Raw genomic sequence first — 14482 nt, forward strand, 5'->3', positions numbered from 1 at the left:
GCAATTGGCAAATTTTCTTTACAAACAACTAGAGTTTTATCATAATTAGGGCTTCTAACATAAAAAAACCGACAGTTTCCTATCGGTTTTATAAGTTACATGTGATGAACTTAAACTATAATAGTCTTCCAGATGAGTCCACTTTAAGGTTTTTTCTTTTTCCGTCTTTCTCAATTCTTACAAAGTAGGCTTTATCTACATTTTTATCATTAAAGTAATTCACTTTGTAAGTTGTTTGTGCTAAGGTCCATCCTTGGTATTCTTTTACAATGGCATTACGAACCTCTCTAGGCAGAAAAACATTGTTATGCTTTTCATAAGACTTAATAATGTTACCCTCATTGTCAAAGGTTGCTAAAACCCGACTGTGATCTCCTCCTTTTTCTTTAAAAAGAACATCCATACTGTCCATCTTTGAATCAAATTCCTCTGATTCTTTAATGTCGTATAAAGCCACCTCCCGCTGCAATTGTTTAACATCATAAGAGGTATTCTGATCAAATACCTGTTCAAAATAATTGGTGTTGACAGGTTTAAAATTGGCTTCCGTCAAATGCACCGCGTAAAAACCTTCTACTTGTGCAATTCCCTGGCTGGTAAAGCTTAAAAACAATAAACTAATACCAATAATTGATAGTTTTTTCATAACTGATCGATTTTAAGATTAATGAATAAATCATAACCTAAATTGGTAAGTTCACTTTAGTGAAGGGCTTTAAAGAATTTTCTTTACTCGAAATTAATTAGTATTTACTGAGTCTGCTTTTTAGATGGATCAAAGCATTAACTTTTCTCGGCAAATAATTTATTATTGATGGAAAGTGTTTCTAAAATTACTTATTAAATCTTTTAAACAGTGTTAATTTTAAATGAATTAAAGTTAATGTTTTGTCAAATTTTTACTTGCTCCAACTCCTTCCTTAGCTTCATAAAAAAAAAGTTAAATTAAAAAGGTTAGAGTTTTCTTTAGGCAAATTTTAAATAAACCAATGCAACCAAAATTTTCTGATTATGCCATTCATATCTAACAAATTCCTTCAATAATTTGAATTGTATTAATTAGTATGACTTTTAGAGAAGAAAACCAAAAACCTAAACTACATATTAGGTTTTTAATTGGTCCCTAAGTTAATATTTATCTTCAAAACAGAGTGTTCCTAAAAGACATAATTGTTTTTCTAGAAGACACCATTAGTTTTTTATTTTGGGTGTACCTAATTTTCTTTTATAAGTTGTATCAACAAAAAAAGTCGGAGATATATCCGACTTTACAAATTCATTCAAACAATTTGTTTTATTGATATTTACGACTATATCCCAAAAGGTGGGCTAGCAACATTATCTACTGTCCATACCTCCCCTGTAAGTGTAACTATAAAAGCCGTGTTCTGTATAAACTCAAGTGATGTTGGACGATCCAACTCATTGGTGATAGTAGTTAACGTTCCATCTTCATTAATTCTGACAAGGGCACCTGTCCCTGGTTCGGCAGCATCACCATCAGTCACCCCTATCCATGAACCTTGTGATAAACCAAATAAAGTTTGACCTCGGCCATATTCAACATCAACAAGCATAGGCGCACCAGAAGCGACATCAATAACTTCTGAAGTATCTGAGATAAATGATACAATCTTACCATCTTCTGGAAAATGAGGAACGGGTCCTGTCTGACTCATATACACCGTATTACCTTTCACTTCTAAACCTGTTGGTACAATATTGTCAAATACCTTAAATATGGTAATGTCGCCTTCTGGAGTGACCCTATAAACTCTGTTATGATGCCCATCTGTAACTAAAAAACTTCCTTGATAAGTTTCTATAGCAAATTGCAAACCTTCTGGTAAAAAGAAATCTGTTGTTGGAGGGTAGTTATTAGCAAAAAGACCAATATCTGCAACGACTTCATAACTATTTGGCCCTGTTATTTTGTAAATACCATTGACACTGTCAGACCCAAAAAAACTACCTACAAGAGTGACTAAAGCATAAGCTGTATCGTCTATAAAAACCACATCGGTCATACCTCCTATAGGTGCTGGCGACACTGGCAATCCACTAGCAAAGGTTGAAACCTCTCCTGTATTTTTATCAATACGTAAAATACTGCCAGCTGCACCACTTTGTGTCACAAACAAATCACCTCCAGGACCAATTGTACTTCCCATGGCACCACTTGGGAGTGTTGCAAAAAGCATTGGAGCTCCCGGTTCACTATTTTGTTTAAGTGCGGTTTCAGTAGTTAAAGTGTCTTCTATTTTTTCATCAGAAGTACAAGATATCAGTATCATTGACACAACTGATATTAACATTAAAAAGTTTGTTTTTTTCATGATTAATAGTTTTAAAAATTAATATTCAATTCAAACACTATCAATTACTCTAAAATCTTTAGGAGACAGGATAAAGCTCAATTAATTGGATTTATACCCAATCATAAAATTAATTGAGTTTTTAAGGACTTGATATTCTATGAAGACATTAAATTATTCCTAAAAGTCTCTTTGCTCCTTTTTGCGGAGTTGTGAAGGCGAAATAGCAAATGCCTTCTTGAAGGACTTACTAAAATGGGATACATTTTGAAAACCAGAATCAAAAGCTATCTCTGTTACATTCTTATCCGATGTTTCCAAAAGATGCTTTGCATAGGTTAACCTCTTTTCCATTAACCATTTCCCTGGAGTTGTTTTATAGTATTTTTTAAAATCGTTTTTAAAAGCCGTTATACTTCTTTGTGCTAACTTGGCAAATTCAGGAAGACTTAGATGATACATAAAATTGCGTTCCATAATGTGCCTTATGGGTCTTTTATGTTGGCCATCTACAAAATTGAAATATGCTCTGATCGCTTTATTTTGGGGATCTGCCAAAATGTTAATGAGCAGCTCCGTTATTTTTAGTTCCAATAAATATTCTGAAGGGGCATCCTTTCCTTGAAAATAAGAAAGTAAAGAATAGAAGCTACTTTTAATAATAGGATTGATTTGAATGGTCAATATTTGATCATCAGGTAAGTTCAAATCTGACTCAATTTTAAAATTTAGAAGATATTCCCTATAGATTTTTTTTAAAAAATCATCGTTGAAATGAAATGCCAATACTTCCCAGTCCATATTTTCAAATAATTCCTGGGTATACGCTCCTCTAGTAACCAACAAAGCCTCATCATCAGTTAAATGCCATGATTTGGCACGGTAATTCAAGCTTTTTTTACCTGATAATGTAAAATAAATGGCATTAAAATGGTTGTATAACTCGACTAGTTTCTCTGCTTGTGGGCACTTATAATGTACAATCAAATTTTCACCTACAGAGAATTGCTTGAACACATCTGGATGAGACAATTTAAGATCATATACATTAAGCATTTGATGAGTTTTGTTGGTTATACTCTTTAAGATACTAAAAATCAACCTTTATCCTAAAAAATTTAATAAACTAATAACAGTTTTGTACGATTTTAATGATGCGTAAAACCGTAGAAGTAAGTTATTACTTAAACAATCACTTATTTTGGTTGAATATTCTGATTGATATGAAAAAAGTTGTTTGGATCATATTTGGTTTTAACCTTAACTAATTTATCATAGTTATTTTTATAGGAAGCTTTAATCCTATCTTGACCCTCATTCATCATAAAATTAACATAAGCCCCTCCCATAGCGTAAGGTTTCAAGGCATCAAAGTAACTTTTACACCAATGAGTTACTTCATCTGCCTTATTAGGGTCAGGGTCAACACCTACAATCACTTGGGCCCATCTGGCTTCACGGTTAGCCCATGCAGTTTCATCATTTCCAACCTCATGACAGGCACCATCAATAGGATAAAGATGGGTAGTGGAATGCATAGTAGGAATATTTGATCCATATTCGATATTAACCTTAATGGCTTCAGGAGTGAGTTCCTTGATGTAATGAGCTCTCCAGTACCACTGCAAGCCCGGAGGATATAAACCATCAAACATGGTATTTAAAGCCGTCATGGGAATTTCACCAACAAAATCCAAAATAGGAGGTCCAAATGCTCTAATTGGCTTAAAAACTTCTTCCCTATTTTCTTCAGGACCGGTATAATTCCAAACAACACCGCATACATTTTGATTCCAAAGATGTTCTGGAAATGGCGGTGCAGGTGGTACTGTCAAGAAGGCAAAAAAGCCATATAAATCATTGGAAGCGTTTTTTGTATGAGCGTCATAGAATTTAATAGCTTCCTCGGCCATTTCTATAGGCCAAAACATAGGACCTGCATACACATTCTTTATTTCGATCAAATTAAATTTAAAACTAACAACCACTCCAAAATTGCCACCGCCACCTCTTAATGCCCAAAATAAATCTGGGTGGGAATCCTTATTTGCGGTTACTAACTCTCCATTGGCCAAAACCACTTGGCACTCCAATAGGTTATCAATGGTAAGACCTCCTTTTCTACTCAAATAGCCCAAACCGCCTCCAAGAGTAATACCCCCTATTCCGGTGGTTCCAATAATACCACTTGGCAAAGCCAATCCATGAATATGAGTAGCGGCATCTACATCGGCAAGGGTATTACCCGGTTCTACCAATGCTGTTTTGGTGTTAGGGTCAACTTGTAATTGTTTCATTTTGGATAGATCAATAACCAATCCATTCTCTACCAAAGCTAGTCCAGCACCATTGTGTCCTCCACTTCTAATGGACACTTCTAAATTATTCTTTCTAGCAAAATTGACAGAATCCACCACATCATCTATTCTTTCACATTGCACTATAAACTCTGGATGCTTATCTATCATTGCATTATAGATCTTACATGCTTCAGGGTATTCTTTACTTGATTTTGTAATTACAGAACCTTGAATTTTTTCTTCTAATTGATTAATAGCTTGTCCCATTTTAAAGTTGATTTTAAGTTAAAAACGATACCAATAAAATTAGTTACAACCTTAGAAAAAGTCCACCTCTAATAATTCAAATAGTAACACAAATGATTCAAAATCAAGTTAAATCACTTTGGAAGGGGAGATACCATATTTCTCTTGGAAGCACTTTGTAAAATAGGATGGGTTGCTGTAGCCCACTTCCAATGCTACTTGAGAAACATTTAAATCATTGTTTTTCAAAAGCCCCATGGCTTTCTTCATTTTGATATCTCTAATAAAAGTATTGGGAGATCTACCTGTTAAACCTGTAATTTTTCTATAGAGTTGGGGTTTAGACACCCCTATGGTTTGACTTATATTTTGAATGTTTAGGTCTTGTTTGGCGATATTCTCTTCAGCATATTTTAAAAACTGTTGCACAAAAAGTTCCTGGCGTTGATTGATCACCTTTACATTAGAATTTTCTTTAAATTCTGAATTACCATTTATTAATTTCTGAAAAGATTTGGAAAGAACTATTCCATTTGGGCCTGCCAATAAACTTAAATGTTTCGCATAATCTATGGCTTCTTCAAAGAAACCTTCCTTATGCGTTACTGGCTGACCTTCATTTATCCCAATTCGAACCTCAAAATCAGAATAGTCTTGCTCTTGATTACAAATTGTATTTTGGATATTGATGGCGCAATGCAACGCCATTAAATCATCAGAAAAAACAAAAATTAAAACATCATCAAAATCATTTTTGATTTCACGTCCTCCAAAATTTTCAACAATACTTAAAGCCTTACGCTTTGGGAAATTTGTGAATTCAAATAAAGAAATATCTTGAATATGCTTTTGATTGGTTTTAACAACGGCGTCCACAATCATGATATATCTAAACCCTGTATCTACTTCCCCAGAATTCTGATACACTAAACCATGGTTAATGTTATTAGAATTACCTAAGATTAAATCCAATATTCCTGGTTCTACCTCAATAATATTGCAAGCTACGTCTCCATGTGCCTCCCTATGAACTTGAACACATGCTTCGGGATTAGGTCCTTCAATCAAACAAAAAATGGTCCCTTCCTTTTCATTGACCCAAAACTGGTGGTAAATAACGCCATATTTATCCTGTGTTTTCTTATCGGCCATATGAGCCTGTTTAACCTCTTCAATGGTTATACTAGGAAACTGGTGATAATCCATGTATAATGGCATAGTACAAATTGTTTGGAGGTTCAAAGGGATGGTAAATCAAGGAATAGATTTAAAGATACGAATTTAAATCCAATAGAAGCGATTTCCAATACGAAGATATTCCTTGGAGGACTTTGTAAACAGAATAAAGAAACTAGCTCTTGAGTGCTTAAAAAAGGCCTCCTTGAAAGCCTCCTTTGGTTCTTCCTAAATGATGGTAGGCCTTTTCTGTTACTTCACGACCTCTTGGAGTTCTAATAATAAAACCTTGTTGAATAAGAAACGGTTCGTAGACTTCCTCTATCGTTTCGCCACTTTCAGATACCGCGGTTGCCAAGGTGGTGATACCTACTGGCCCACCTTTGAACTTGTCAATAATGGTGGTCAAAATTTTATTGTCCATCTCATCCAGACCATGAGCATCTACATTAAGTGCTTCCAAAGAAAACTTGGCAATTTTTATGTCTATAGAACCATTACCTTTTATCTGGGCAAAATCTCTAACCCTTCGTAAAAGTGCATTTGCAATCCTAGGTGTCCCCCTACTTCTTCCAGCAATTTCAATAGCGGCTTCCATGGAAATAGGCACCTTTAAAATGGCGGCACTTCTTTGAATAATATCTGTAAGTAATTCCGTTTTATAATACTCCAATCTACTACTAATCCCAAATCTAGCTCGCATGGGTGAGGTGAGTAATCCAGATCTTGTAGTAGCACCAACTAGGGTAAAGGGATTTAAATTGATTTGAACCGTCCTAGCATTCGGACCCGATTCAATCATAATATCTATTTTATAATCTTCCATGGCGGAATAAAGATATTCCTCAACAATGGGGCTTAACCGATGTATTTCATCAATGAACAATACATCTCTTTCATCCAAATTGGTTAATAGACCAGCAAGGTCACCTGGCTTGTCCAAAACAGGACCTGACGTCACTTTGATACCCACATTTAGTTCGTTGGCTAATATATGAGCTAAAGTTGTTTTTCCGAGGCCTGGAGGGCCATGAAAAAGCGTATGATCTAAGGCTTCATTTCTTAGGTTGGCCGCCTTGACAAACACATGAAGATTCTCCAGAACTTGATCCTGCCCAGTAAAATCATCAAAAGACAAGGGTCTTAACTTCTTTTCAACATCCAGTTCCTCTGGAGAAAAGTGATCATTTGATGGGTTTAGATTTTCGTTCATACATCACAAAGATAACAAAAAGCCTTTCAGAGTCTGAAAGGCTTTTTGAGTTTATATTGTAAAGAATTTTAGTGTTGTAATTCTTCTTCCCCATCCATAAGAGGAATGTTTTGTGGCACAAAGTCTGCCTCGTGTCCAGGCTTGCTATAGTCATAAGCCCAACGGTGAACGTGAGGAATGGCTCCTGGCCAGTTTCCGTGGATATGTTCTACTGGAGTAGTCCATTCCAAAGTATTCGATTTCCATGGGTTTTGTTCTGCTTTCTTTCCAAAGAAAATACTTGCAAAGAAATTATAAAGGAAAACCAATTGGAATGCTGCTCCAACTAAAGCAAATACAGTAATAACTACATTCACATTTGCTAAATCATCAAACAATGGGAAGTTAGAGTTTGTATAATAACGTCTTGGTAAACCAGCCATTCCAATAAAATGCATCGGGAAGAATACCCCATAAGCACAGATAGCTGTCACCCAGAAGTGAACATAACCTAAGTTTTTATTAAGCATTCTACCAAACATTTTAGGATACCAGTGGTAAATACCAGCAAACATTCCATAAAGTGCAGAAATACCCATTACTAAGTGGAAGTGAGCCACAACAAAATACGTATCGTGTACATTGATATCTAAGGCACTATCTCCTAAAATGATACCTGTTAAACCACCAGTGATAAAGGTTGAAACCAAACCAATTGAAAATAACATAGCTGGATTCAACTGAAGGTTACCTTTCCACAGGGTCGTAATATAGTTAAATGCTTTTACTGCAGATGGAATAGCAATCAATAAAGTCGTAAAGGTAAATACAGATCCTAAGAATGGATTCATACCCGAAACGAACATATGGTGACCCCATACAATAGTTGATAAAAATGCAATAGCTAAAATAGACGCTACCATCGCTCTATAACCAAAGATTGGTTTTCTAGAGTTTGTGGCTATAATTTCAGATGTAATACCTAAAGCTGGAAGTAATACAATATAAACCTCAGGGTGCCCTAAGAACCAGAATAAATGTTCAAATAAAACTGGAGAACCACCTTGATAATGTAACACCTCTCCTTGTATAAAGATATCTGATAAGAAGAATGAAGTACCAAAACTTCTATCCATGATTAATAATAACGCAGCTGACAATAAAACTGGGAAAGAAACTACCCCAATAATAGCCGTTACAAAGAATGCCCAGATTGTCAATGGTAATCTAGTCATTGACATCCCTTTAGTTCTTAAGTTAATCACCGTTACGATATAGTTCAATGATCCTAACAAAGAAGATGCAATAAAGATGGCCATAGATACCAACCACAACGTCATTCCCGCACCAGAACCTGGTTGCGCTAAAGGTAATGCACTTAATGGTGGATAAATGGTCCAACCAGCAGCAGCAGGTCCTGTTTGAACAAACAAAGAAATAACCATGATGACACTTGATAAGAAAAACAACCAATATGAAACCATGTTTAAGAAACCTGATGCCATATCACGAGCACCAATTTGCAATGGAATTAAAAGGTTACTAAACGTACCACTCAAACCAGCAGTTAGAACGAAGAATACCATGATGGTACCGTGAATGGTAACCAATGCCAAATAGATATCAGCATCCATAACTCCTTCTGGAGCCCATTTGCCCAAAAGAGCCTCAAAAATCACATTTGGTTCTTCTGGCCAGGCAATTTGCATACGAAATAACAAGGACATAATAATCCCGACAACTCCCATGATAGTACCTGTAATAAGATACTGCTTAGCAATCATCTTGTGGTCTTGACTAAAGATGTATTTGGTTACAAATGTCTCTTTATGATGATGTCCATGATCGTCGTGAGCGTGAGTATCTGCGTGTGTTGACATAATCTACTTTCTATATACTTTTTAAAACCTTATTACTTATTTAAAGAATCTTTAAACTCTTTTTGTTCTTTTAACCAAGCTTGGAATTCCTCCTCAGTTTCAACTACAATTTTCATTTGCATGTTGTAATGAGACTTCCCGCAAATTTTGTTACATAATAAAAGATAATCAAATTCATATCTTTCTAAAGCTTCTTCGCCATTAGCAACCAATTCTTTGCTGTTCTCAACTCTAATTTCATTGATATGTTCTACTTTTTCAATGATATCTTGATTTTGTCTCATTTCTGCAGTAGTCACAGTAGGTGTAAAAGCAAACTGAGTAATCATACCAGGTACACAGTTCATTTGAGCTCTAAAGTGAGGCATATAAGCTGAGTGTAAAACATCTTGTGATCTCATTTTGAAAAGAACTTTACGCCCTTTTGGTAAATGCAGTTCTTTGACAATAATATCATCTTGTGCATTCGGGTCAGCTTCGTCCACACCAAGTATGTTGGCCTTGTCTATATCAATTAATCTTACGTTAGCTTTACCTAAGGTATTGTCTTCACCACCATATCTAGCAGTCCAGTTAAATTGTTGAGCATATAACTCAATAACCAATGGATCTTCATCTTCACTTACATTCATGATACTATTCCAAGTAAACAAACCGTAAATGATTAGACCAGCCAATGTGATTACAGGAATAATGGTCCAAATAGCTTCCAATGTATTGTTATCAGCATAGAACAAAGCTTTTCTTCCCTTTTCACCCTTGTATTTGAATGCAAACCAGTGAAGTAAAAATTGGGTTAAAATTTGAACTGCAAAAATGATGACCAATGATATAACCATTAAGTTATCAATTTGAGGTCCGTGTTCTGAAGCAGAATTTGATAGCAAAGGTAAATCTCCCCACTTCACCACACTTACAATAGTGATTAAGTAGATGAAGGCCAAAAAGGCTAGCATCAAATATCCATTCAATTTATTATCCTTATCTGTTGCTACTTGGCTATTGGAAGCTCCTACTTGAGCTAAATCAAAGATTTTTACCATTTGCCAAATCGCAACTCCTATAAAAACCAGAATTATGATCGTAAAAAAAGCTGTCATTGTCTTTTCTCTTCTTTAATTAATTTTAATAATGGAAATGTTCACTTTCCTTAATGAATGGATTTCTTTTAACTACTAGTGGCGCCTTGGTAAGTGCGGTAAACACAATAAACAAGAATAAACCACCAAATAACATAACTGCTCCAATTTCTGGGATGCCGATAAACCATCTATCTCCAACCGTTGCAGGCATAATCATGTTAAATACATCAATATAGTGACCCGCTAGGATAATAAGACCAGCCATTACTACAAACCAAGGAATACGTTTGTAATCGCTGTTCATTAATACCAATAATGGGAATATAAAGTTCATAACCAACATTCCAAAGAATGGTAATTTATAATCTTCAATTCTAGTTACAAAATAGGTAACCTCTTCTGGTATGTTTGAATACCAAATCAACATAAATTGAGAGAACCATAGGTAGGTCCAAAAAATGGAGATACCAAACATAAATTTAGCCAAGTCATGTAAATGGCTATCATTTACTTGCTCTAAATATCCTCTTGATTTCAAATACATCGTAATTAAGGCAATTACTGTAATTCCACTTACAAACATACTAGCGAAAACGTACCATCCAAACAATGTACTAAACCAGTGCGGATCAACACTCATAATCCAATCCCATGACATCATAGATTCTGTGTAAATAAAGAACACTAAAAATCCAGCTGAGATTCTAAAAGTCTTTTTGAAATAACTATCATCCGTTGCGTTGTCTTGTGCAATGGTAAATTTTCTTGCAAAGTGACGGTAAAGTGACCAACCAGCCAAGAAAATAAATCCTCTTACAGCAAACATAGGAAGGTTTAACCAACCTGATTTCCCTTGGATTAATTTATCATGTGCCACTACATCTGGATCCATCCAAACAAATATGTTATAATGCCCTATAGTTCCCGATGCAATTGCAATCAATAATACAATGATCCCTCCAGGAAGTACATATGAAGTAATTCCTTCCATCACTCTAAACAATACCGGAGACCAACCTGCTTGTGCCGCAAACTGAATCGCGTAAAAAGCTAAAACCCCTAAACCTATCATAAAGAAAAAGAAGGCTCCTACATACAGTGCAGACCAAGGTCTGTTTGATATTTGATGTTGCACGTGTTCAACATGTGCTTTATGTTCGTCTACTTTTTGCTCACTAGCCATTTCTTCATGTGTATCTAAGTCAGTTTTGACTGCTTCATGATGACCATTAAGCGAGGTAACTTCCTCCGTAGCTTCTTCACCATGACCACCTCCATGATGTGCTGCTTCTTCTGCAAGCATGGTTTCTACTTCTTCAAAAGATTTGTGGGAAGTCATAAAACCAATTCCTACACCTATTAGGCCTAAAATAATTAAGGCTATAGAAAATATCTTTATTTTACTTGAGATTGTGTACATATCTATAAAATAATCTTATTCTTTCTTATTTTTCTAAGTTAGCTTTTAGGTCTAATACATAAGCTACTACTTGCCAACGTTCTTCTTCGTTCAACTGATTAGCATAAGAACCCATGGCATTTTTACCGTAATAAATGGTGTGATAAACACTACCCTCATTGATAGCTCTACCCGCGTCATCATAACTTGGTATCCCAAGTATTTTTTCACGCTTTACCAAATTACCTTGTCCGTCACCTTTTGTTCCATGACAAATACCACAGTAAACATTATAAAGCTCCTTACCTCTATTAAGATCAACCATGGTAGAATCCAATGGGCTTTTCAAAGTAGCTTTCGCTAAGTCATACCCTTCAGTAGAACCTTCTATATCAAAAGGTATATGTCCTCTAGCCACACTACCTTCTGCAGGTAATTGCGCTTCTACACCATTAGAAAAAGCCTCAGATTCCATATAAGGCTCATAACCTACCGGCTCATACATATTAGGCATAAACTGGAAATTAGGTCTAGAATCTTTCTTACATGCTACAACCGTTAATAAAACTGTTGCTATAACCGTTATTTTAAATAAGCTCTTCATAATATATTAGTGCGCTTCTTTTTCAATTACTTTGATTTCAACTGCTCCAGTTTCACTCAAAAGATCTGTTAATGATTTCTCGTTTCCAGATAAAGCCACTTCCATTAGGAAATGATCATCTGTAGTTCTAGGATCTGGATTCTCAGCGTTTTTAAATGGCCACATTTTACTTCTTAAATAGAAAGTGATTACCATTAAGTGAGCTGCAAAAAATACAGTAAGCTCAAACATAATAGGTACAAATGCAGGCATGTTTTCAATAAAGCTAAAACTTGGTTTACCACCAATATTTTGAGGCCAATCTTGAATCATAATAAAATTCATCATGGTAATGGCCACTGTTAAACCAACACATCCGTATAAGAATGATGCAATTGCAATTCTTGTAGGTGCTAATCCCATGGCTTTATCTAACCCGTGTACTGGGAATGGCGTATAAATCTCTTCGATGTGATACTTCTCTGCCTTAACTTTTTTAACAGCAGACATCAAGATATCGTCGTCGTTATATATAGCGTGTATAACTTTTGATGCTTCCATTGCCTAAGATTAGTTTATTAGTTGTTTTGCTTGACCAGACCAATCATCTCTTTCTGCTCTTCCAGGGAATAAGCCAGTGATCTCATCAATTAAATCATATTCTCTTTTTGTCATTCTACTTACTTGTAAAAAAGTGTAGATTCCAATACTATTTAGAGCTTCTTCCATTTTTGGACCAACTCCATTAATTCTCTTCAAATCATCTGCAGCTTCCGTAGTTGGGTCAAATTTACCAACACTTGCCAATAGACTATCTACCTTTTCAGCATGTGCCACTGTAAGATGAGATTCTGCCGTCTCTTGTGGTAACTTATAAACAGAAGTTCTTTCATCTGCACCAGTTCCCACTAAACTTTCACCAGCTTCTCTAATTCTCTTATATCGTTGTCCTGAAGATTTCAAAATCGTTTTTACTTCTGCCTGAGCGATAACAGGGAAGGTTCTTGAATACAATAGGAATAACACGAAGAAGAAACCAATTGTACCAATGAAAATTCCAATATCAACAAAGGTTGGAGAGAACATCGTCCAAGAAGATGGTAAGTAATCTCTGTGCAACGAAGTCACAATAATTACAAAACGCTCAAACCACATCCCTATGTTTACAACAATAGAGATAAAGAAAGAGAACATAATACTTGTTCTTAATTTCTTGAACCACATAAACTGAGGTGAGAACACGTTACAAGTCATCATAGACCAGTAAGCCCACCAGTAAGGTCCTGTTGCTCTATTCAAGAAAGCATATTGCTCATACTCCACTCCAGAATACCAAGCAATGAATAACTCAGTAATATATGCCACACCTACGATAGATCCCGTAATCATGATTACGATATTCATCAATTCGATGTGTTGCACAGTAATATAGTCTTCTAGGTTACAAACCTTTCTCATAATAATAAGAAGGGTGTTTACCATCGCGAATCCTGAGAAAATCGCTCCCGCTACGAAATATGGTGGGAAGATAGTTGTATGCCATCCCGGAATTACCGAAGTAGCAAAGTCAAAGGATACAATGGTGTGTACAGAAAGTACAAGTGGTGTTGCCAAACCGGCTAATACCAAAGATACTTCTTCAAAACGTTGCCAATCTTTTGCTCTACCAGACCAACCGAAACTTACTAAAGAGTAAATTTTCTTTTGGAACGGTCTAACAGCTCTATCACGAATCATGGCGAAATCAGGAAGCAAACCAGTCCACCAGAATACCAATGATACCGATAAGTATGTAGAAATCGCAAATACGTCCCAAAGTAATGGGGAGTTAAAGTTCACCCATAAAGAACCAAACTGATTCGGAATTGGTAATACCCAATATCCTAACCAAGGACGACCCATGTGGATTACAGGGAACAAACCTGCTTGTACTACAGAGAAGATGGTCATTGCTTCTGCAGAACGGTTAATTGCCATTCTCCACTTTTGACGGAATAATAAAAGTACTGCAGAAATCAAGGTACCTGCGTGACCAATACCTACCCACCAAACGAAGTTGGTGATATCCCAGGCCCAACCAACGGTTTTATTTAAACCCCAAGTTCCAATACCGGTAGATATGGTGTAAATGATACATCCTAATCCCCAAAGAAAAGCTACTAGTGAAATACTAAATACAATCCACCACTGCTTGTTTGCTTTACCTTCAATAGGTCTTGCCACATCCACAGTAACATCGTGGTATGATTTTTCGCCCGTAACTAAAGGTCTTCTAATAGGTGCTTCGTAATGAGACGCCATAATTAATT

12 protein-coding genes are annotated in these 14482 nt (G+C 35.7%); all 12 read right to left on the reverse strand.

The window, feature by feature from the left end:
• Positions 1–115: 115 nt before the first annotated feature.
• On the reverse strand, positions 116–646 hold the full coding sequence (locus GZ212_RS00145; protein ID WP_166956076.1) for a hypothetical protein: 531 nt from the start codon (positions 644–646) through the stop codon (positions 116–118).
• A 664-nt stretch (positions 647–1310) separates the two neighbouring features.
• Positions 1311–2336 (reverse strand): ScyD/ScyE family protein, encoded by a 1026-nt coding sequence (locus tag GZ212_RS00150; protein ID WP_166956079.1) that lies wholly within the window; start codon positions 2334–2336, stop codon positions 1311–1313.
• Positions 2337–2495: 159 nt separating this feature from the next.
• On the reverse strand, positions 2496–3371 hold the full coding sequence (locus GZ212_RS00155) for a helix-turn-helix domain-containing protein (protein WP_166956081.1): 876 nt from the start codon (positions 3369–3371) through the stop codon (positions 2496–2498).
• A gap of 140 nt (positions 3372–3511) precedes the next feature.
• On the reverse strand, positions 3512–4882 hold the full coding sequence (locus GZ212_RS00160; RefSeq protein WP_166956084.1) for an FAD-binding oxidoreductase: 1371 nt from the start codon (positions 4880–4882) through the stop codon (positions 3512–3514).
• Positions 4883–4990: 108 nt separating this feature from the next.
• Positions 4991–6079, reverse strand: a complete 1089-nt coding sequence (locus tag GZ212_RS00165) for a nickel-binding protein (protein ID WP_166956087.1) — start codon at positions 6077–6079, stop codon at positions 4991–4993.
• A 148-nt stretch (positions 6080–6227) separates the two neighbouring features.
• On the reverse strand, positions 6228–7250 hold the full coding sequence (ruvB, locus tag GZ212_RS00170) for a Holliday junction branch migration DNA helicase RuvB (protein ID WP_166956090.1): 1023 nt from the start codon (positions 7248–7250) through the stop codon (positions 6228–6230).
• A gap of 68 nt (positions 7251–7318) precedes the next feature.
• Positions 7319–9109 (reverse strand): cbb3-type cytochrome c oxidase subunit I, encoded by a 1791-nt coding sequence (locus GZ212_RS00175; RefSeq protein WP_166956093.1) that lies wholly within the window; start codon positions 9107–9109, stop codon positions 7319–7321.
• Between the two features lie 32 nt (positions 9110–9141).
• Entirely contained in the window at positions 9142–10209 is a 1068-nt protein-coding gene (locus tag GZ212_RS00180) for a cytochrome c oxidase subunit II (protein WP_166956097.1), read from the reverse strand.
• Between the two features lie 25 nt (positions 10210–10234).
• Positions 10235–11611 carry a hypothetical protein gene (locus tag GZ212_RS00185; RefSeq protein ID WP_053970480.1) on the reverse strand — a complete coding sequence of 459 codons (1377 nt, stop codon included), beginning with the start codon at positions 11609–11611 and terminating at the stop codon, positions 10235–10237.
• 25 nt (positions 11612–11636) lie between these two features.
• On the reverse strand, positions 11637–12194 hold the full coding sequence (locus GZ212_RS00190) for a cytochrome c (RefSeq protein ID WP_166956100.1): 558 nt from the start codon (positions 12192–12194) through the stop codon (positions 11637–11639).
• A gap of 6 nt (positions 12195–12200) precedes the next feature.
• The gene (locus GZ212_RS00195; protein WP_053970482.1) at positions 12201–12734 is read right to left on the reverse strand and encodes a DUF3341 domain-containing protein; all 534 of its coding nucleotides are present in this window, start codon (positions 12732–12734) and stop codon (positions 12201–12203) included.
• A 9-nt stretch (positions 12735–12743) separates the two neighbouring features.
• On the reverse strand, positions 12744–14474 hold the full coding sequence (gene nrfD / locus GZ212_RS00200) for an NrfD/PsrC family molybdoenzyme membrane anchor subunit (protein WP_082316509.1): 1731 nt from the start codon (positions 14472–14474) through the stop codon (positions 12744–12746).
• Between the last annotated feature and the right edge of the window lie 8 nt (positions 14475–14482).

The sequence above is a fragment of the Mangrovimonas sp. CR14 genome (assembly GCF_011764015.1).
Lineage (GTDB): Bacteria > Bacteroidota > Bacteroidia > Flavobacteriales > Flavobacteriaceae > Mangrovimonas > Mangrovimonas futianensis.

Coding starts and splice junctions, on each gene's coding strand:
- GZ212_RS00190 (WP_166956100.1), bottom strand. CDS start 12,194: ATGAAGAGCTTATTTAAAATAACGGTTATAGCAACAGTTTTATTAACG.
- GZ212_RS00185 (WP_053970480.1), bottom strand. CDS start 11,611: ATGTACACAATCTCAAGTAAAATAAAGATATTTTCTATAGCCTTAATT.
- GZ212_RS00150 (WP_166956079.1), bottom strand. CDS start 2,336: ATGAAAAAAACAAACTTTTTAATGTTAATATCAGTTGTGTCAATGATA.
- GZ212_RS00175 (WP_166956093.1), bottom strand. CDS start 9,109: ATGTCAACACACGCAGATACTCACGCTCACGACGATCATGGACATCAT.
- GZ212_RS00180 (WP_166956097.1), bottom strand. CDS start 10,209: ATGACAGCTTTTTTTACGATCATAATTCTGGTTTTTATAGGAGTTGCG.
- GZ212_RS00145 (WP_166956076.1), bottom strand. CDS start 646: ATGAAAAAACTATCAATTATTGGTATTAGTTTATTGTTTTTAAGCTTT.
- ruvB (WP_166956090.1), bottom strand. CDS start 7,250: ATGAACGAAAATCTAAACCCATCAAATGATCACTTTTCTCCAGAGGAA.
- GZ212_RS00195 (WP_053970482.1), bottom strand. CDS start 12,734: ATGGAAGCATCAAAAGTTATACACGCTATATATAACGACGACGATATC.
- GZ212_RS00165 (WP_166956087.1), bottom strand. CDS start 6,079: ATGCCATTATACATGGATTATCACCAGTTTCCTAGTATAACCATTGAA.
- GZ212_RS00155 (WP_166956081.1), bottom strand. CDS start 3,371: ATGCTTAATGTATATGATCTTAAATTGTCTCATCCAGATGTGTTCAAG.
- nrfD (WP_082316509.1), bottom strand. CDS start 14,474: ATGGCGTCTCATTACGAAGCACCTATTAGAAGACCTTTAGTTACGGGC.
- GZ212_RS00160 (WP_166956084.1), bottom strand. CDS start 4,882: ATGGGACAAGCTATTAATCAATTAGAAGAAAAAATTCAAGGTTCTGTA.